Origin of the sequence: Solwaraspora sp. WMMD1047, from assembly GCF_029626155.1 — a bacterium.
GTDB lineage: Bacteria > Actinomycetota > Actinomycetes > Mycobacteriales > Micromonosporaceae > WMMD1047.
Window position 1 is genome coordinate 2,424,677 of sequence record NZ_JARUBL010000001.1, and the last position, 18,710, is coordinate 2,443,386.

At 74.6% G+C, this 18,710-nt stretch carries 16 protein-coding genes; 2 read left to right on the plus strand and 14 right to left on the minus strand.

Annotation, left to right across the window (positions count from 1 at the left end):
• Window positions 1–30: 30 nt before the first annotated feature.
• Window positions 31–1,059, plus strand: coding sequence for a non-homologous end-joining DNA ligase (gene ligD / locus O7627_RS11200; protein ID WP_278093432.1), 1,029 nt, complete (start codon window positions 31–33; stop codon window positions 1,057–1,059).
• A gap of 12 nt (window positions 1,060–1,071) precedes the next feature.
• Here the strand turns inward: ligD and O7627_RS11205 are convergent, their stop codons facing one another.
• Window positions 1,072–2,601: an alpha/beta hydrolase gene (locus tag O7627_RS11205; protein WP_278098247.1), complete on the minus strand. Its 1,530-nt coding sequence runs from the start codon at window positions 2,599–2,601 to the stop codon at window positions 1,072–1,074.
• Between the two features lie 369 nt (window positions 2,602–2,970).
• Window positions 2,971–4,059 (minus strand): ATP-dependent DNA ligase, encoded by a 1,089-nt coding sequence (locus O7627_RS11210; RefSeq protein ID WP_278093433.1) that lies wholly within the window; start codon window positions 4,057–4,059, stop codon window positions 2,971–2,973.
• A gap of 135 nt (window positions 4,060–4,194) precedes the next feature.
• Between O7627_RS11210 and O7627_RS11215 the strand changes: the two genes are divergently transcribed.
• Window positions 4,195–4,422: a hypothetical protein gene (locus O7627_RS11215; protein WP_278093434.1), complete on the plus strand. Its 228-nt coding sequence runs from the start codon at window positions 4,195–4,197 to the stop codon at window positions 4,420–4,422.
• 135 nt (window positions 4,423–4,557) lie between these two features.
• On the opposite strand, the gene O7627_RS11220 is transcribed toward O7627_RS11215, so the two are convergent.
• From O7627_RS11220 to O7627_RS11275, 12 genes are all read right to left on the minus strand, one after another.
• Complete coding sequence (locus O7627_RS11220; protein WP_278098248.1) at window positions 4,558–5,478, minus strand: DNA-3-methyladenine glycosylase 2 family protein; 921 nt, start codon at window positions 5,476–5,478, stop codon at window positions 4,558–4,560.
• Window positions 5,479–5,670: 192 nt separating this feature from the next.
• Window positions 5,671–6,639: a Pecanex-like protein 1 gene (locus O7627_RS11225; RefSeq protein ID WP_278093435.1), complete on the minus strand. Its 969-nt coding sequence runs from the start codon at window positions 6,637–6,639 to the stop codon at window positions 5,671–5,673.
• Between the two features lie 55 nt (window positions 6,640–6,694).
• The gene (locus O7627_RS11230; RefSeq protein ID WP_278093436.1) at window positions 6,695–7,465 is read right to left on the minus strand and encodes a DUF4142 domain-containing protein; all 771 of its coding nucleotides are present in this window, start codon (window positions 7,463–7,465) and stop codon (window positions 6,695–6,697) included.
• A gap of 599 nt (window positions 7,466–8,064) precedes the next feature.
• On the minus strand, window positions 8,065–8,703 hold the full coding sequence (locus O7627_RS11235; protein WP_278093437.1) for a hypothetical protein: 639 nt from the start codon (window positions 8,701–8,703) through the stop codon (window positions 8,065–8,067).
• A gap of 222 nt (window positions 8,704–8,925) precedes the next feature.
• Window positions 8,926–9,717 carry a zf-HC2 domain-containing protein gene (locus O7627_RS11240; RefSeq protein ID WP_278093438.1) on the minus strand — a complete coding sequence of 264 codons (792 nt, stop codon included), beginning with the start codon at window positions 9,715–9,717 and terminating at the stop codon, window positions 8,926–8,928.
• Window positions 9,714–10,397, minus strand: coding sequence for a sigma-70 family RNA polymerase sigma factor (locus tag O7627_RS11245; protein ID WP_278093439.1), 684 nt, complete (start codon window positions 10,395–10,397; stop codon window positions 9,714–9,716). Before O7627_RS11245 ends, O7627_RS11240 begins: the two co-directional genes overlap by 4 nt.
• A gap of 83 nt (window positions 10,398–10,480) precedes the next feature.
• Window positions 10,481–11,341, minus strand: coding sequence for a fused MFS/spermidine synthase (locus O7627_RS11250; protein ID WP_278093440.1), 861 nt, complete (start codon window positions 11,339–11,341; stop codon window positions 10,481–10,483).
• Window positions 11,342–11,373: 32 nt separating this feature from the next.
• Complete coding sequence (locus tag O7627_RS11255) at window positions 11,374–12,351, minus strand: hypothetical protein (RefSeq protein ID WP_278093441.1); 978 nt, start codon at window positions 12,349–12,351, stop codon at window positions 11,374–11,376.
• Complete coding sequence (locus tag O7627_RS11260; RefSeq protein ID WP_278093442.1) at window positions 12,348–14,822, minus strand: SMC family ATPase; 2,475 nt, start codon at window positions 14,820–14,822, stop codon at window positions 12,348–12,350. Before O7627_RS11260 ends, O7627_RS11255 begins: the two co-directional genes overlap by 4 nt.
• Complete coding sequence (locus tag O7627_RS11265; RefSeq protein WP_278093443.1) at window positions 14,822–15,967, minus strand: exonuclease SbcCD subunit D; 1,146 nt, start codon at window positions 15,965–15,967, stop codon at window positions 14,822–14,824. The genes O7627_RS11260 and O7627_RS11265 overlap by 1 nt, the downstream gene beginning before the upstream one ends.
• Window positions 15,968–15,995: 28 nt before the next feature.
• Window positions 15,996–17,753 (minus strand): ATP-binding protein, encoded by a 1,758-nt coding sequence (locus O7627_RS11270; RefSeq protein ID WP_278093444.1) that lies wholly within the window; start codon window positions 17,751–17,753, stop codon window positions 15,996–15,998.
• A gap of 117 nt (window positions 17,754–17,870) precedes the next feature.
• Complete coding sequence (locus O7627_RS11275; protein WP_278093445.1) at window positions 17,871–18,662, minus strand: pyrimidine reductase family protein; 792 nt, start codon at window positions 18,660–18,662, stop codon at window positions 17,871–17,873.
• Window positions 18,663–18,710 lie beyond the last annotated feature (48 nt).

Genomic DNA, 18,710 nt, shown 5'->3' on the forward strand with positions numbered 1-18,710 from the left:
GTACGTCGCCAGGTGGCATAGGGTCGCGTGATGAGTGGCACCGCGAAGGCGAAACCGGTCGAGATCGAGGTGGCCGGGCACACCGTCCGGCTCAGCAGCCCGGACCGGGTCTGCTTCCCGGGCCGGGGTTACACCAAGCAGGACATCTTCGACTACTACCTCGCCGTCGGGGACGGCATCATGCGCGCCCTGCGGGAGCGGCCAACCACGCTGCAGCGGTTCCCGGAGGGCATCGAGGGGGAGATGTTCTTCCAGAAGCGGGTGCCGGCCCGCGGCGTACCCCCGTGGTTGCAGACCGCCAAGATCAAGTTTCCGAGCGGCCGCAGCGCCGACGAGCTCTGCCCGGCCGACCTGGCGCACGTCGCCTGGGCGGTGCAGATGGGCACCATCGTGTTCCACCCCTGGCCGGTCCGGGGCGCCGACGTGGACCGCCCCGACGAGCTGCGGATCGACCTCGACCCGCAACCGGGCACCGACTTCGCCGACGCGGTCGAGGCAGCCGGCGAGGTCCGCGCGGTCCTCGACGAACTGGGCGTGACCGGCTGGCCGAAGACCTCCGGCGGCCGGGGCGTGCACGTCTACCTGCGGATTCGGCCCCGCTGGACGTTCACCGAGGTACGCCGGGCGGTGATCGCGCTGGCCCGGGAGGTCGAGCGGCGCCGGCCGGACCTGGTCACCACCGCCTGGTGGAAGGAGCAGCGCGGCGCCCACGTGTTCCTGGACTACAACCAGATGGCCCGGGACCGCACCATCGCCTGCGCGTACTCGCTGCGGGCCAACGGGCGGGCCACCGTCTCCACCCCGGTCACCTGGGACGAGCTGCCCGACGTCGAGCCCGACGACTTCGACCTGCGGACGGTCCCGGCCCGGATCGCGAAGATCGGCGACCCGCACGCCGGGATCGACGACGAGCCGTGGGACATCGACCCGCTGTTGGAGTGGGCCGACCGGGACGACCGGGACGGCTCGGGCGACCTGCCCTACCCGCCCGACCATCCGAAGATGCCCGGCGAACCGAAGCGGGTCCAGCCCTCCAAGGACCGCGACCGCAAGACCTGACCGGCCCGTTGATCAGCGCGCCGGGCAGCGGGTGCCCTCCGGCGGAACGGTCAGGTCGATCAGGTACGCGTCCACCGCCTCGGTGATGCACCGCGTCTGCGGGTAGGCGGTGTGCCCCTCGCCCTCCCAGGTCAGCACCACACCGACGCCGAGCATCTCGGCCAGCGCCGGGGTCTGCTCGTACGGGGTGGCCGGATCGCCGGTGGTGCCGACCACCAGCACCGGGGGCGCCCCGGCCGCCGGACCGGTCGGGTACGGGTCGCTCTCACCCGGCCAGAACGCGCAGGGCAGCATCCCGACCGCCAGCGCCGCGCCGAACAGCGGGTACTTCGCCCGCCACTGCGACTGCAGCTCCCGGATCCGCGGCACCTCCGGCGCGGTCTCCTCGTCGGCGCAGTTGACCGCCAGGTTCGCGTCGAACAGGTTCGAGTACGACCCGTCGTCGGCCCGGTCGGCGTACGAGTCGGCGCTTTCGAAGACCCCGGCCGGGTCGCCGGCGTTCAGGTCGTCGATCGCCTCGGCCAGCTGCTCCCAGCCCGACTCGGTGTAGAGCGAGGAGACCATCGCGTAGAAGACCCACCCGGCGGTGGCCTCCCGGCCGTCGGCGCCCCGCAGCGGCGAGGTCCGCGCCTTCTCCAGCGCCCCGGTCACCGCCGCCCGGGCATCCGGCGCCAGCGGGCACCGGTCCGGGCTCGCCGCGCACCAGGTGGTGAAGTTGTCGAAGGCCCGCTCGAAGCCCTTCGCCTGGCTCTCCGAGCCGGCCACGAAGTCCTGCCGGGGATCGACCGCCCCGTCCAGCACCAGCGCCCGGACCTTGTTCGGGAAGAGCTGGGCGTAGGTGGCGCCGAGCAGGGTGCCGTACGAGTAGCCGAGGTAGCTGAGCTTCTCGTCGCCGACGGCCGCCCGGATCGCGTCCATGTCGCGGGCGGCCTGCTCGGTGGAGAAGAGCCGCAGCTGGTCGCCGTACCGCTGGCCGCAGCCCTCGCCGATGGTCCGGTTCAGCGCCACCAGCCCGTCGAACTCGGCCTGGTCGTCGGGGTCCGGGTCGTAGCCGAAGCTGGCGTCGAGATTCTCGTCGGAGATGCACTTGACCGGGCTGGACCGGGACACCCCGCGCGGGTCGAAGCCGATGATGTCGAAGCGTTCGGTGACGCTGTCGGGCAGGCCGCCGTAGGTCGGACCGAACGAGAGGTAGACGGCGGTGTCGACGCCGGAGGCACCCGGCCCGCCGGGGTTGACCAGCAGCGAACCGATCCGGTCGCGCTGGTCGGCCGAGCGGATCCGCAGCAGCGCGATCTCGAACGTCTCGCCGCCCGGCGCCTCCCAGTCCTGCGGCACGGCGACCGTGGCGCAGTCGTATGTCATGCCGGGTGCGCCCCGGCCGACCAGCTCGCGCGGCGTCTCCGGACAGCTCCGCCAGCTCACGCCGCCGGCACCGGACGGCCCGGCCGCCGGCTGGCCGCCCTCGGTGCGCGGCGCGAACGGCGGCACGGTGCAGCCGGCGAGCAGCAGCGCCAGCAGACCGACGACGGCGCCGGCCACGGCGGCCCGGCGAGTCCGGCGGGCCCGGCCCGGGGCGACCAGGCGGGTCCGGCCCGGGGCGACCAGGCGGGTCCGGCCCGGGGCGACCAGGCGGGTCCGGTCCGGGGTGGCGCTGCGGGTCCGGTTCGGGGTGGCGCGGCCGGCCGGCGGGTGTGGTGGTGTGCGGGTCACGAGAGTCCTTCCGCGATCTCTGCCCGCCAGGCTATCCCGGGTCTGGCGCGCTCCCGGTCAGGCGGGCGGCCGGCCGGTGCTGCGGGGCGCTTCTCGACTGCCGGCCGCGCCTGATGTCGTCAGCCGGTCGGCGCCGGGGCGACAGTCGTCAGGCGGTCGCGGGGCGACGGTCGTCAGGCGGTCGCGGCGTGACGGTCGTCAGGCGGTCGGCGCCGGGTCGCCGGCGAGTACCTGGTCGACGTCGAACCGGACCGGGCGGTCGAGCTGGGCGTACTCGCAGGAGCGGGGGTCGCGGTCTGGGCGCCACCGGATGAACCGGGCGGTGTGCCGGAACCGGTCGCCCTCCATCGCGTCGTAGCCGACCTCGACCACCAGCTCCGGGCGCAGCGGCTCCCACTCCAGGTTCTTGGTGCCGCTCCACCGGCTCAGCCCGCCGGGAATGCGCTGCCCGCTGGTGTGGTCGCCGTGGATCCACGGATGGCCGGCGACGTCGCCGCGGTAGGGCGCCAGCTCGTCGAGGAGCTCGGCCCGGCGGGCCGCGGTGAACGAGGCCGAGACGCCGACGTGGTGCAGCAGGTCGCCCTCGTAGAGGCCGAGCAGCAGCGACCCGACCACCGGCCCGGACTTGTGCCAGCGGAAGCCGGCCACCACCACGTCCGCCGTCCGGGTGTGCTTGACCTTGAACATCAACCGCTTGCCGGGGTCGTACGGCAGGTCGGCCGGCTTTGCGATCAACCCGTCCAGCCCGGCCCCCTCGAAGATCTCGAACCAGCGGCGGGCGGTCGCCTCGTCGGCGGTGACCGGCGTGACGTGCACCGGCGGAACCACGTCGGCGAGCGCCGCCAGCAGCCGTTCCCGGCGCCGGTGGTAGGGCTGGTCGAGCAGCGCCTCGTCGCCGTACGCCAGCAGGTCGAAGGCGACGAAGTCGGCCGGGGTCTTCTCGGCCAGCATCGACACCCGGCTGGCAGCCGGGTGGATCCGCTGGCCGAGCAGGTCGAAGTCGAGCCGGGGGCCGCCGTCCGGACCGTCCCGCCGGATCACGATCAACTCGCCGTCGACCACGCAGCGGGCCGGCAGCTGCCGGCGGACCTGCTCGATCACCTCGGGGAAGTACCGGGTGAGCGTCTTGCCGCCCCGGCTGGCCAGCTCGACCTCGTCGCCGTCGCGGAACACGATGCACCGGTAGCCGTCCCACTTCGGCTCGTAGGTCATCCCGGCGCCGGTGGGAAGCTCCGCGACGCTCTTGGCCAGCATCGGCTCGACCGGGGGGTTGATCGGTAACTGCACCCGGCCAGTCAACCAGACCGGCCGGCCCGCCGGTGGGGCGTCACCGCCGCCGGCCCGGGTCCCGGCCGCCCGCCGGCCCCGCCCACGGGCCGCTCGAACTGGCTGTTTTCGCAGCTCAGGGGCTATCTTCGCGGGGTGCGTAAGGATCGCGGAGGGCGGGGTTGGGCCTGCGCCTGCTGCGGCCGGTGGCGGGTCAGCGTGGAACTGGTCGCCGGCCGGCAGCGCTACCGGTTGGCCCGCCGCTACGCCGCCGACGTCGGCGGCGTGGACGTGCTCGGCGAGGTCGGCACGGTGCCGGCGCTGGAGCGGTTACTGCGCGACCGGACCCCACTGAGCCTGGCCGACTTCCGCGAACTGCCCTGAGGTCCCACTGCGCTGGTGAGGTCGCGCGGCCGGCGAGGTCGCGGCCGCCGGGGTCCGGGCTGCGGAGGGGTCCGGGCCACGGCGGGCTGCGGCGGGCCACGGCGGGGTTTCGGGCCGCCGCCGCGGCGGGCCGGTTCAGAATCGGGCGAAGGAGCGGATCGGCATCCGCGGACCGAATCGGGGCGCGTGCCGGCCGGCGGCCGTCAGCAGCGCGCAGACCCGCCCCCGGTGGCCGCGGAACGGCTCCAGCAGGGCCAGCATCCGGGCGTCGTCGCCGCGCGGCTCGCCGGCCAGCGCCCAACTGACCATGTTGGGGATGTGGTAGTCGCCGACGCTCACCGCGTCCGGGTCGCCGTGGCTGATCCGGACCACCTCGGCCGCCGTCCACGGACCGATCCCGGGGATCGCGGTCAGCCGGCGGCTGGTCTCGGCCGCGTCGGCGCAGCGTTCCAGCCGGTCGGCCTCGGCCGCGGCCCGACTCAGCGTCTGCGCCCGGCGCTGCTCCACCCCGAACGGGTGGAAGACCCAGTACGGCACCGCGGCGATCACCGCCGGCTCCGGGGGGATCAGCAGCGGCTGGACCGGCCCGGGCGCCGGTGACCCGAACCGCCGTACGGTCGCCGCGTACGCCCGGTATGCCTCCTTGCCGGTGACCTTCTGCTCCAGGACCGCCCGCAGCAGCCGGGGAAAGACCTGCCCGGTCGCCGGCATCCGCAGCCCGTGCAGGGTCCGGGCCAGCGGACCCAGTACCGGATGGGACTCCACCAGTGGCGCGAAGCCGGTGACGTCGTCGCGCAGCCCGGCGACCGCGTCCGCGCGTTCGGTCACCCACCGCGCGCCGGGGCCGTACCCGTCGGCGCGCAGGTCGGTCCCGGCGCGGCGCAGCGACAGGGTGGCCGGGCCGGTCGGGGTGCGGGCGGCCCACCAGAACGCGTCCCCGACGAACCGGGCGCAGGGATCGTGCGCCCCCATCGCCAGCGTCCGTACCGACTGGGCGAACCGGTAGCCGTCCGGCGGTCGCAGCACCCTGGTCGACGCCGGCACGAGCTCGTTCACCACAGCCCAGACCCTAGTCGGCCACCGGCGGACCACCGGTCCAGCCCCGGACCCGGCCGGTCCCGATCGGGTACGGCCCGCCCTGCTCAGGTACGGCGGCAGGTCCCGCCGTGTCCAGCCCGGACATGGCGAGGGCGGCACCGCTGACGCCGGTTGCGTCGCGGTGCCGCCCTCGGCCGGCACGGTCGGGTGTTACCGGGTGACGTTGATCCGGACGCTGTCGAAGGCCGGGATCTGGTTGGCCCGCGCCATCATCGGGATCCGGTGCGAGTTGTCGCCGGCCCACGAGGCGCACTGGGCGACACCGGCCTGCGGCAGGCCGGGCACCGTGATGACGACCTCGTCCGGTCGCGCACCGCCCTGGCTGTCCTCGGTGGCCACGAAGAACGCGGGCACCGGGGCCGGGTCCGGGGCGTTGCGCCGGCTGTCGAGCATCCGGCAGGCGGTGTGGAAGTGGCCGCGCACCAGGCCGTTCTCGTCGAGGAAGGCACTCTCCTTGTAGTAGCCGCCCTGGCCGGCCGCGAGGAACCGGTCCCGGACCAGGTTGCGGGTGCTGACCCGGAGGGTGAACTGCTGGTTCGCGCGGACCCGCTGCGGCGCCCGCGTGATCATCAGGGACGCGTTGTTCTCCGCGTTCGCGACCTCGCCGAACGCGGTGCTCACGCACCGGTTGCCGAGCTGGAAGCCGTCGTGCGCCGCCAGCTCGCTGGGGCCGCAGTCGTTGCCGAGGATGTCCAGGGCGTCACCCGGGGCCGGCGCGCCGGCGCTCGGCGAGCTGTTCGGCGGGCAGTTGTTGTTGCCCCGGTTGCCGCCGCGGCGGCGGGTCTCGGCCGACGCCGGCTCCTGGCCGTCGCCGGGATGCTGGATCGACCCGTGGTCGTGGTACGCGGCCGCGGGGTTGTCCGGGTTCGGCGTACCGGGGGCGTTCGGGTCCGGAGCGCCGGTCGGGGTGGCCCCGGCCGACGGGTCCGCCGGCGGGGCCGAGGTCGGGGCGCACTGCGCGGCCTGCCGCCGACGGTTCTCGGCGGCGTTGGAGACCTGGTTCACGGCGACGATCCCACCGAAGACGACCAGTGTGGCCACGACCGCGATGACTCGCTTGTTCTTGGCGTTCGCCTGGGAACGACGCCAGTCACGGCGGCGGGAGGGGGTGGTGTTCACGTGGTGGACCTCTTCCTTACTGGGGTTGCCAGCGCTATCTGTCTCGATGGGTGGTTCAGCGGGCTCTCATCAGGCGGATCAGGCTGTAGGCGCCGGCGACCAGGGCCGCGGCCAGCACGATCCAGACGACTGTCTGGTTGACGCTCGCCGCGCCGACGACGCCGCGCGCGTTGGCGCCGGAGAAGAGCGCGCTGTCGCTGTCCGGCACCACCGGGCCGCCGGCACCGGCCTGCGGCAGCGGCAGTGATCCGTAGTCGACCAGGCCGGTGCTCTCCAGCAGGGTCAGGTGGTTCATGACGAAGTCGTTGGACTGCTGGGCCAGCACCCGGACCACCTCGTTGCGGGTGCCGGTGCGGACCACCGCGATCGCCGGGAACACGGCGCCGTGCGCGGCCCGGAGCCGGTCCACGAAGATCTGGTCGAACTGGGCGCCGGTGCTGCCCTTCATCTCGTCCAGCCAGCCCTGCTGCTCGACGTTGGGGCGGTCGGGTATCGGCACGTTCAGCCGGGCGGCGGCGGCGACCACCAGCCGGTCCAGCTCGACGTGCTGGGCGGCAATCTCCGCGCCGATCTCGCGGACCCGTTGCGAGGCGCCCTTCTCGGCCGCCATCTGACCGGCGGGCATTTCCCAGAGGCCGGCCAGCCGAACCTTGACCAGCAGGTCCCGGTCGGCCGGGGTGACCGGCCCGGCACCGGCGCCGGGGTCGGCCGGCGCGTTCTGGGCCATGGCTGCGGCCGGGGCGATGAGGAGGCCACCGAGCAGTCCGCCGGCGAGGCCGGTCACGATCGTGGCGGTCCAGCGGAGTCGCCGGGATTCCGTCACCATCTTGTCGTCCTCCAAATAATCATTTCGCTTACTACGGATGGAACCGTACGGATCCCTTTACTGCGTCGTCAACGCGAGCCAGGGAAGATACGGAAGTCTTAGGTCGTACTTAATTGGAACTTATGCTTCCGGCGGCGAACCCGGGGGATCAGCCGTTCGGCTGATGGCCCGGGTTCAAGCCGCAGGCCGGGAGCGGGTGCCCTCGTTGCGCCGCAACGCCTCGCGGTCCGGGCCGGGGTTGACCTGCCGGCCGGCCCCGAATTGACCTTTGTGGTGTGCGTCGCCGCCTGACAACTGACGGTGCCGGCGTATCCGGGTTGGAACGCAGCGTACCCGTCCGGTGCATTGGCAGCGCCTCCTTTCCCGGCCTGCGGGCCGCTTACCTGCAATTTCTGGCTGCCGGGTGAAGCACTGCGGCGCCGGCCCTCGCGGGCCGGCGCCGCAGCCGGGGTACGGGCGCTGCCGGCGCGCCGCGTCCCGGTCGTGACGGCGGCCGGCCGAGCCCTCCCTGGCAGCGGCCGACCGCCGCGTCTCGCGGGCGGTGGTGCGATGTTCCGGCGCGGTGGCTCGGGCGGCTCGACCGACCCACCGCCGCTTGGTCAGTAGTCGTAGCCGCCGCTGTCGCTGCCGGCCGCGTCGTCATCGTCCTTGGACGGCGGGGCGACCGGCTTCGGCGTGCCCTTCGGCAGGCACTCGAGGTTCTTCTTGCCGTCCGGCTGGGAGACGAACCAGTTGCCGCCGACGCCCTGGCCCTTCCAGTCGCCGGGCTTCTTGTCGCCGATGTAGCGGTAGAGCGGCCAGCCGCCCAGCGTCACCTGCTTGGTGCCGTCCGCCCGGTCCACGGTCCCGACGTTGTCGTCGAGTACGCCGTCGAGCGCCAGGTCGCCGTCGGTGTAGACCGGCGGCCAGATCTCCTCGCACTGGTCCACGCAGTTGCTCGTCGGCGGGTTGGCGGAGTCCTCGTCGAAGCGGTAGAGGATCCACCCCTTCTCGTCGGTGACCACCTCGCCCATCCGGGCGACCTCCTTGCCGATCAGCTCCAGGGTGAGCTTGACGTCGGGGGTGTCCTCGGCGGCCTCGGCCTCCTCGGACGGTTCGGCGGACGGCTGGGCCGCAGCGTTGGCGACCTGCTCCGTCCCGCCCGTGTTGCCCTGGTCGTATCCCGTCGGAGCGCAGGCCGAAAGTGCCGCGAGTGCGCCAGCGAGAATGACGGGAACGGTCCGCTTGATCAGTGCCACGTGCCCTCCTCCATACTTGGCAGGTCGCCAGGAAGTACGCAGGACCAGCCCGGTTGGACTGGTAATCGAGCGTGGACAATTTCACACGGATCCGTTGAACCGGGCCGGTTCGCGGTGCGTGGATGGTGGTCGACGGGTGCACCCCGCGCCCGGCGTCGAACGGGCAGGCGGGGGCCGCCCGCGCCATCGCGCTGCGGGGTTGGGCGGGACCGTCGGTGCCGGTCAGACCGGAACGGTGACCAGCGCGGTGGCGACTCCCTTGAGGTCGATCGCCTGCACCTGGATCCGGTCGATGTCGGACCGCGGCGCCGCCGTGGTGGTCTGCAACAGCAGCGGGGCCGGCTCGGCGCCCGTGCCGTAACCGGTGACCGGCACCGACCAGCTGGAGACCACCTCCGCCGACCCGCTCTTGCGCAGCACCACCAGCCGGCAGTTCTGCGGCCCGGTGAGCTTGGCCAGCGCGAACGAGATCTGGGTGCCGAACGGCTCGGACTGCAGCAGCAGGGTGGCCTCGACGCCGGTGGTCTCGTCGGTAGCGGTGAGCCGTTCGCCGGCGTCCAACTCCGGCCCGCCGACGCCGAAGCCGGGGGAGCTGGTGATCGGCGGCGGTGCGCTGGGCACCGACCCGGTGTCGCGCCCGCCGGGACCGGCGGTGTTCGTCCCCGGTTCGGCCAGCCACTGGCCGCCGGCGAAGAGCGCGAAGCCGGTCAGCATGGCCAACAGGACCACCCCGGCGGCCAGGCTGAACAGCCGCCGGCTGCGTTCCCGGCGGCGGTCCTCGCTCACCGCGACGAGCATCCGGTCGAGCAGCCGACCGTCCGAAACGGACTGTTCGGCCACCACCAGGTCCTCGGCGTCGATCTCGCCGAGCAGGTCGACCACCGGCAGCAGCGTCTCCAGTTCCCGGGCGCAGTTCCAGCACTCCGCGAGGTGCTCCTCGAAGCGCGCGGTCTCGACCGGGTCGAGGGCGCCCAGCGCGTACGAGGCGACGTCCAGGTGGTCCGTGCCGCTCACTCGGTCACCCCGCGCTCCTGCAGGGCGGCCCGTAGCGCCCGAAGCGCGTAGTAGACCCGGGACTTGGCGGTGCCCAGCGGCAGACCGAGCTCCTCGGCGGCCTCCGGCACCGTCCGGCCCCGGAAGTAGGTGGCGACCAGGATCTCCCGGTGCGGCTGGCTGAGCGTCCGAAGTGCGTCGCTCACCGTCATCTGGCGCAGGACCCGGTCGGTCTCGTCGGCCTCGGAGAAGACCTCCAGGTCGCGGTCGAACGTCTCGGCCGGTCGGGCCTGCTCGCTGCGGTGGTCGTCGATGACGATCCGCCGCGCGACGGTCACCAGCCACGGCCGCAGCGACGCCTGGCCCTGCGCGCCGAGCCGGTGGGCGTTGCGCCAGGCCCGCAGCAGGGTCTCCTGGACGACGTCCTCGGCCCGCTGCCGGTCGCCGCCGGTGAGCCGGAGCACGAACATCAACAGTGGTGCGGAATGCTCCTCGTAGAGCAGCCGGACCAGCTCGTCGGAGTGGTTGACCTCCGCCGGCCCGGCATGATGGCGGCCCGGAGCCGGTCGGGGGGTCACCGGCCTATCATCGCGATCACGTGGCCTCACGTCGAGAGTTTTCCTGGGACGGATTGGGCGAGTGGTGCAGACCCGATCCACACCTACCCTATCCACACGCAAGCCGCCCGCTACCGCGTGCATCAACACAACCTCCCGTCCGGCGCCATCCGGCCTGCGTAGCGGCTGGTGGCCGCCCGGGAGTACGGATCCGGCGGCCGAACGGATCAACCGGTGACGGTGAAAGTTCCGGCAGGTGGCGGCGGGGATTGCCGGGCGGTGGCGTCGCGTACCACCGGGGCGCCTCCGGTGAACCGGTCCAGGTCCGCGCCGTGCAGCACCCGGCCCGGGAACCAGTCGCCGGCCACCCGCCGGATCAGCTCGGGCACCGGCGGCTCGACCCGGCCGGCGACCAGCACCAGGTTGCCGTACCGCCGGCCGCGCAGCACCGCCGCGTCGGCGGCCAGGCAGGCGGCCGGCAGCACCGCGCGGACCGTGGCCACCTGGCCGCGGGCGTACCGCAGCGGCTGCCCGTCCGCCAGGTTCACCAGGTACGCGCCGGCCGGGCGCAGCACCCGGGCCACCTCGGTGACGAACTCCACCGAGGTCAGGTGCGCCGGCGTCCGGGCACCGGCGAAGACGTCCGCCACCACCAGGTCGTAGTCGCCGTCGCGGCTGCCGACGACGACCTGGCGGGCGTCGGCGACCCGGACCCGCAGCCGGGGGTCCGGTCGCCAGGGCAGCTCCCGCCGGACCAGCTCGACCAGGCGCTCGTCGACCTCCACCACCCGCTGGGTCGAGCCGCGCCGGGTGGCGGCGACGTAGCGGGGCAGGGTGAGCGCACCCCCGCCGAGGTGCAGCACCCGCAGCGGCTGGCCCGCCGGGGCGTGCAGGTCGATCGCGGCGGCCATCCGCCGGACGTACTCGAACTCCAGGTGGGTCGGGTCGTCGAGGTCGACGTGCGACTGCGGGGTGCCGTCGACCAGCAGGGTGTAGCCGCGCGGCCGGTCCGGGTCCGGCGCCAGTTCGGCGAGGCCACCGGCCACCGGCACGGACGGCCGGGCCGCCGACTCCCGCTTTCGTCCCACCCGGCCAGTATTCCCGTCCCGCCCTGGCCCGGTCAGCCGCCGGTGCGGGCGGCGGCGGCGGTCAGCGCGCGGTGCAGCAGCCGGGCGTCGCCGAGCCGGCCCCGCAGCCGCCGTTCCAGGCCGGCGATCGGGATCAGGTTCTGCGGGGCGCGCGGGTCCTTGTACGGCGTGGAGGCGAACCGGGGCAGCGTCACCAGGGACAGGTGCGCCAGCTCGATCGCCTCGTCGGGGGCCAGCTCCGCCGAGCACTCCACCCGCACCACCCCGGCCCACGGCGCGCCGGCCGAACCGGGCAGCCGGAGGTACCAGGAGTACCCGCCCCAGGCGGTGCCGAGCCGGAACACCGGCGACCGCTGCCCGGCCGCCAGCCCGGTCACCACCGCCGCCAGCCGGGCGTCGAGGTACTGGCTGTGCTGGGTCTTGACGTACCCGATGGTCCGGGGCAGTTGCCGGCGGCTGCGCAGCGGGCCGTCGACGACGAGCAGGTCGCCGTCGTCGCGGGCGGCGTTGGAGACCTCGACCTCCAGCGCGGTCAGCGGCCCCTGCACGGCGGCCGGCAGCTTGCTCAGCTCACCGGTGCCGTCGACCCGGTGCAGCGCGTACCGGATCTGGCCGGCGACCAGGTCCTGCGCCGACGGGCTGGCGGTGAACAGGCCCCGCGCCACCTGCGTGCCGGCCAGCTCCGCGGCGCCGCGGGCCAGGTCACAGCGGACCACCCCGGCGGCGTACGACGCGGCCAGGCCGGCGTAGGAGGCGCCGTCGGGCTCGGCGGTCCAGACGCTGGCGTCGATCCGGCGTACCCCGTCGACGAGCAGCACCAGGTCGGGCGCCCGGACGCCGGACGGCGCCGGCACCGGTCGCCAGGCCGCGGCCGGCAGCTCCACGTCCGGGTCGACCTGGGCGCTGCTCGGCGCCGCCGGGCCGCCGGCCGCCGCCTCGAACGACGCCCCGTAGGCCGGATCCCAGGCGTCGACGAAGACCCGGGGTCCGGCGGCCAGCCCGGCGGTCACAGGCCGGTCCGTTCGATCCGGGCGGTCCGGGCGTCCTTGCTGACCTCGAACCGGACCGGCACCCGTTCGGCCAGCGCCGGCACGTGGGTCACCAGGCCGACCATCCGGTCGCCCCGGGCGGCCAGGTTCTCCAGGGTGGCCGCCACGGTGTCCAGGGTGGCCACGTCCAGGGTGCCGAAACCCTCGTCGAGCACGATCGACTCCAGACTCGCCGCGGCCGTCGACAGGCCGGCCAGCTGCTCGGACAGCGCCAACGCCAGCGCCAGGGAGGCCTGGAACGTCTCGCCACCGGAGAGCGTGCGCACCCCACGGCGCAGCCCGGCGTCGTGGTGGTCCACCACGAAGAACTCGCCCTTGTCGTGGATCAGGTCGTACTGCCCGCCGGAGAGTTCCCGCAGGATGCCGGAGGCCCCCTCGACCAGCAGGTCGAGCGCTTCGGCCAGCAGCCAGCGTTCGAAGTTGTTGGCCCGCAGGTGACCGGCGAGCGACCTCGCCGTCCGGGCGTCCCGCTCGTGCCCGTCCCGCTGCCCGGTGAGCCGGTCGACCTGCTCGCGCCGCTCCACCAGGCGCTGACGGTCCGCCTCGGCCCGCTCCACCGCGACCGCCGCCGCCCGCCGGTGGTCGGTCGAGACCGGCAACCCGGCGGCGGTGAAGAGGTCGCCGATCCGGCCGGCGAGCTCGGTCGCGGTCGCCCGCGCCGCCGCCACCGCCTCGGCGGCACCGGCTCGGTCGGAGCGCCGGCCGGCGACCGACCCGGCCGCCCAGCCGGCAAGCGCCGTCCAGGCCGCCGCCACGTCCTCGCGGTCGGCCGGCGGCGGACCGAGCCGGGCGACCGCGTCCCGGGCGGTGTCGAAGTCCCGCCAGGCCGCCCGCATCCGCTCCTCGGCCGCCTCCACCCCGGCCCGGCCCCGCCGGTTGGCGTCCCGGGCGGCGCGCACCGCGCCGCCGGCCTGTTCCAGGTCGCGGCGCAGCTTCGCCACCGTGGCCAGCTCCCGCCGCAGGGCGGCCGGCCCGGGCGAGTCGGCGAGCTGGCCGGTCAGCTCGACCAGGGCAGCGTCGAGCTGGCCGGACCGGTCGCGGGCCCGGTCGAGGGCGCGTTCGAGGTCGCGGACCACCCGCTCGGCCTCGGCGACCGCGCGGCCGGCGGTGTCGGCCGCCGCCCGCGCCGCCTTGCCGGCCGCCTCGGCCGCCGCCACCGCCGACCCGGCCGGCAGGTCCGGCACCGCGGGCACCGGCTGCGCGCAGACCGGGCAGGGCGCGTCGACGGTGAGCTGCGCGCGCAGCGCCGCCGCCCGGTCCGCGGTCTGGGCGTCCTGGTAGGACTGCCGGGCGGCCTCCAGCTCGGCGGTGGCCCGGTCGGCGACCGCCCGGGCCCGGTCCAGGGCCCCGGCCGCGGCGGCGTGCTCGGCGGTCGCCTCGGCCAGCGCGGCGCGGATCCCGGCCGCCTCCCCGGCGACCCGGTCGTGCTCCTCGTGCGCCTTCAGCAGCAGCCGGATCGCGGTGTCGTCGCCGGCGGCGGCCAGCTCGCCGCGTACCTTCTCCTCCCGCTCCTCGGCGGCCGTGACGGCCGCCGCGGCCTCGGCGGCCGCGGCGCGGGCGGCGGTCACCGCCTCGGCCACGGCGGCCGCGGTGGCCGGCGGCCGCAGCCGGTCCAGCTCGGCGATCTCCGCGTCCAGCGCGGCCAGCCGCCCGGCCGCCTCGTCCGCCGCGCGGTCGGCGCGCTCCAGCTCCGGTACGGCCGAGTCGACGGCCGCCGCCAGCGCCCGCATCGCCTCGACCCGCTCGCCGGCCGCCGCCAGCGCCGCCTCGTCGGCGCCGCCCAGCCCGGCCAGCATCCGGTCCACCTCGGTGAGCCGGGTCTCGGCCTCGGTGGCCCGCGCGGCGGCCAGCTTCTGCACCCGCTCGTAGACGCCGAGCCCCAGCAGGTTGACCAGGATCTGCTGGCGGGTGGCCGGCTTGGCGTGCAGGAAGTCGGCGAACTGCCCCTGCGGCAGCACCACGCAGCTGGTGAACTGCTCGTACGGCAGGCCGATGGCGTCCAGCACCGCCTGGTCCATCTCGGCCGGCGTACCGGCGATCACCTCGCCCAGGTCGTCCGGGGTCAGGCCGGTGTCGAGCCGGCCGGGGTCGAACCCGGCCGGCATCAGCTGCAGGCCGGCGTTGGCGGTCTTCACGCTGCCCCGGGCGTCCCGGCGGACCACTCGGCTGGCCACGTAGCGCGCCCCGCCGGAGTCGAAGACCAGCCGGACCCGGGCCTCGTTGGCGGACGGGGCGAGCGCGTTGCCGATGCCCCGGGTGCTGCCCCAGCGCGGCACCGTGCCGTAGAGGGCGAAGCAGATCGCGTCGAGCACCGTCGACTTGCCCGAGCCGGTCGGCCCGACCAGGGCGAAGAAGTCGGCGTCGGTGAAGTCGACGGTGGTCTCGTCACGGAAGACCGTGAAGCCGGCCAGGTCGAGTCGCAGTGGGCGCACTACCGGTCCACCTCCTCCAGTAGTTCGGCGAAGAGCTCCCGGACCCCGTCCTCGCCGTGTCCCCGGCTGTCCAGGTAGTCGGCGAACAGTTCGCCGGGTGAGCGGCCGGCCCGCCGGGCCGCCGGCCGGCCGGTGGGGGAGGCCGGCACCAGGTCCGGGTCGATCCGGACCTCCAACGCCCGCGGCAGCAGCTCCTGCACCTCTTCGCGCAGCCCGGCCCGGGGCGCCTCCCGCACGTACGCCCGCAGCCAGGCGTCCCCGGCGTCGATCTCGGCCAGCTCGGCGACCGTGCCCCGGACGGTCCGCAGCGGGGTGCCGGCGGTGATCGGCACCTCCCGCGCCCGCGCGGCGGTCGACGCCGTCACCTCGACGATCGTGACCGAGCAGACGTTCTCCTCCTCGCCGAAGTCGATCGCCAGCGGGCTGCCGCTGTAGCGGATCGGGCAGGGACCGAGCACCTGCTGGGCCCGGTGCAGGTGCCCGAGGGCGACGTAGTGCGCGCCGGTCGGGAAGATCGTCGCCGGTACGGCGTAGCCGAGCACGGTGTGCGCCTCCCGCTCGCCGCCGCCGGTCCGGCCGCCGACCACGGTCAGGTGGGCGGTGATCAGGTTCACCGCGTCGCCGGTGAAGCCCTCGGTGAGCCGGCCGATCAGCCGCCCGACGTGGTCGGCGTAGGTCTGGGTCGCCTCGGCGGCGGTCAGCTCGTACATCTCCACGGCCCGCACCGCGTACCGCTGGGACAGGAACGGCAGGGCCACCAGCCGCCACCGCTCGCCGCCGGCGGTGACCCCCTCGATCAGGTGGTCGGCGGCGCTGTCCCGGACGCTGCCGCGCAGCGCCACGCCGGCCGCCTCGGCCCACGGCCGCAGCGCGTCCAGCGCCGCGCCGTTGTCGTGGTTGCCGCCGATCGCCACCACCGTCGCGCCGGTGCCGCGCAGCGCGGAGAGCGCCCGGGTGACCAGCCGGGTGGCGTCCGGGGTGGGCGCCGCCGTGTCGTAGAGGTCACCGGCGACGATGACCAGGTCCGGCCGTTCGTCGCGGGCCACCTCGACGAGCTGGGCCAGCACGGCGACGTGCTCGCCGAGCCGGGACTGTCCCTTGAGGACCTTGCCGACGTGCCAGTCGGAGGTGTGCAGGATCTTCACGCCGTGCGGTCCTCCGGGGGTCGAGTGCTCAGAACGGGATGTCGTCGTCGGCGAGCGCGCCGGCCCGGGTGCCGACCACCGCGAACGGGTCCGACTGCTGGGTGATCGAGCGCAGCGTCTCCGAGGGCGGTCGGCCGGCCTCGGAGACCCGGGTCGCCCAGGCCGGGAACGGGAACTCCAGGCAGAGCGGCACCGGGATGTCCGGCTGGCTGACGAACATGGTGCCCGGCTTGGCCAGCAGCGCCCGCTGCCGCTGGGCCGGCGGGAGGAAGCCGTACTCGGGTCGGGACGCCTCGGCCGGGTCGAGCCGGCCGACCACCCGGATCGCCGAGTTGGTGACGATCCGCCGCTCCACCTCGCTGGCGGTCTGCTGGGCGCCGATCAGGATCACCCCGAGGGAGCGGCCGCGCTCGGCGATGTCCAGCAGCACCTCCTTGATCGGCGAGGAGCCCTCCCGTGGGGCGTACTTGTTCAGTTCGTCCAGCACGACGAAGAGCAGCGGCTTGGCGGTGCCGGCCTTCTCCTTGCGCTCGAACTCGCCGCGCAGCGTCACGCCGACCACGAACCGTTGCGCCCGGTCCGGCAGGTTGTGCAGGTCCACGACGGTGACCTGGGCGCTCTCCGAGGTGTTGATGGCGTGCGGCCGGCGGCTGGCCAGGTCGCCCCGGATCAGCCGGGACAGGTCGCGCTTGCTGCCGATCAGCCGCCGGGCGAACGCGTTCGTGGTGCCCAGCCCGACCGCGCTGCCGGCCCAGGTGGCCCGGGTCTCGTCGTCGGCGAGCTGCTCGACGATGTGGTCCACCAGGTCGGGGTAGGAGTTGATCCGGACCCCGTCCAGGCTGACGCCGCCGTCGGCGGGTTGGGCGTACCGGGCCAGGTGCGCGGCGACCGAGTGCACCACCATCGTGTACTGCTGCCGTTCGTCGTCGGCGTCGGCGAAGACGTACGGCAGCAGCCGGTCGGCGCAGAACTCGGTGAGCGTCCAGTAGAAGCTGTCCACGCCGGCCAGCCGGCTGCTCACATCCGGCGTGCCGGACGAGTCGCCGGCCCGCGGCGGGGCGTAGACCCGCAGGTCCGGAAAGGCCCCGGCGGTCAACCCCAACTTGTCGTACGCGGCCCTGGTCGGCTCGTCCAGCCGGGTGTTCGGGTGGTCGAGGAAGAGCAGGTCCTCGCCCTTGACGTTGAAGATCAGCGCCTTGGCGTTCACCGCGTCACCGCCGAGCACCCCGGACCGGAACACCGAGTAGAGCAGGAACGTCGCGAAGCTGGTCTTGGTGGCCACCCCGGAGATGCCGGAGATGGAGACGTGCGCCCCCCGGCTGCCGTCCAGGAAGTCGGCGTTGAGGAAGACCGGCACCCCGTCCCGGCCGGTGCCCATCGGCACCCGGCGTTCCATCCGGTCGAAGTGCAGGGCGGAGTCCCGCTCGCCGCCCTGCGCCCGGTGCACCAGCGCGCCCGGCGTCGGTGGCACGTAGAACTCCGGGTCGACCCGGGTGGTGGTCACCTCGGCGGCCTCCTGGACCTGCGCCGGCAGGGTGCCGTCGGCGATGGCGAAGACGTCCGAGTCGAACTGGGCGCCCTCGTGCCGGGCCCGGACCTGGGTCACCACCCCGGAGATGGTGACCGGCTCCCGGTCGGGCAGCTCGCGCCGGGTGACCACCACGTCGTCGAGCTGCAGGTAGCCACCGGGCAGCACGGCGGTCCAGAACTGCAGCGGGGTGGCGTCGGCGGTGCCGAGCACCCGGCCGACCTGTTCGGCCGCCGGTTCCGGCGTGCTGTCGCTCATCGGTTACCGCCGGTCAGGGTGGTTGTCCGGGCACGGGATCCTCGGTCAGGTAACACGGGTTGCATCCTGCCCCACGGGTACGACGCGGCGCCAAACGGCGCGCGCGACGGCGGCGGGTCAGTCCCGTGCGTGTCGGAGCAACAGCGTTCCGTCGTCGGCGCCGAGCGCGTGCCGCAGCGGCAGCAGGCGGGCGGCCGCTTCCGGCCCGGGGGCTTCCGGTCCGGCGGCTTCCGGTCCGGTGGGGCCGGTGCTGATCCGGCCGGGGCCGGGGCCGGCCAGCAGCGGCGCCACGGTGAGGCAGACCTCGTCGACCAGGTCGGCCGCGGTGAGCGCGCCGAACAGCCGGGGTCCGCCCTCGCAGAGCACCTGGTGCAGGCCGCGCCGGCGCAGGTGCGCCAGGCCGGCGGCGAGGTCGATCCGGTCGTCGCCGCAGCGGACCAGCTCGGCCACCCCGGTCAGACCGGGTGGCGGTTCGGCGGCGGTGTGGGTGAGCACCACCGGGCGGACCGGCGCCTCGGCGAAGGCGGGTTGGGCCGGATCGAGGTCGAGGCCGGCCGAGACCACCACCAGGGTGGGGAACTCGGGCAGCCCGTGCCGGCGGCGCCAGGCACGTCGGGCGGCGGTGGGCCGCAGCGCCCGGTACCGCTCCTGGCGCAGGGTGCCGGCGCCGACCAGCAGCGCGTCGCAGACCATCCGCAGGATGCCGAAGACCCGCTTGTCCGGGCCGCCGGAGAGCCCGGCCGACCGGCCGTCGAGTTCGGCCGCGCCGTCGATGCTGGTCACGAAGTTGACCCGCAGCCAGGGAACAACTGCCCGGGGGTAGCGCGCGATGAGCGCCTCGTCGTCCAGCGGTCCACCGGCTCCGGCCGGCGCCGGCCAGAGTTGGCGGACCGGAAAATCAGCGGTCATTCGCTTGCCGGACCCGTGACCGGCGGGGTCGGTTGAGGGGTACGGTGC

Bases quoted from the DNA above. Each gene is read 5' to 3' on its own strand.
- O7627_RS11270 (WP_278093444.1), bottom strand. From the start codon at position 17,753: ATGAGCGACAGCACGCCGGAACCGGCGGCCGAACAGGTCGGCCGGGTG.
- ligD (WP_278093432.1), top strand. From the start codon at position 31: ATGAGTGGCACCGCGAAGGCGAAACCGGTCGAGATCGAGGTGGCCGGG.
- O7627_RS11275 (WP_278093445.1), bottom strand. From the start codon at position 18,662: ATGACCGCTGATTTTCCGGTCCGCCAACTCTGGCCGGCGCCGGCCGGA.
- O7627_RS11245 (WP_278093439.1), bottom strand. From the start codon at position 10,397: ATGCACGCGGTAGCGGGCGGCTTGCGTGTGGATAGGGTAGGTGTGGAT.
- O7627_RS11230 (WP_278093436.1), bottom strand. From the start codon at position 7,465: ATGGTGACGGAATCCCGGCGACTCCGCTGGACCGCCACGATCGTGACC.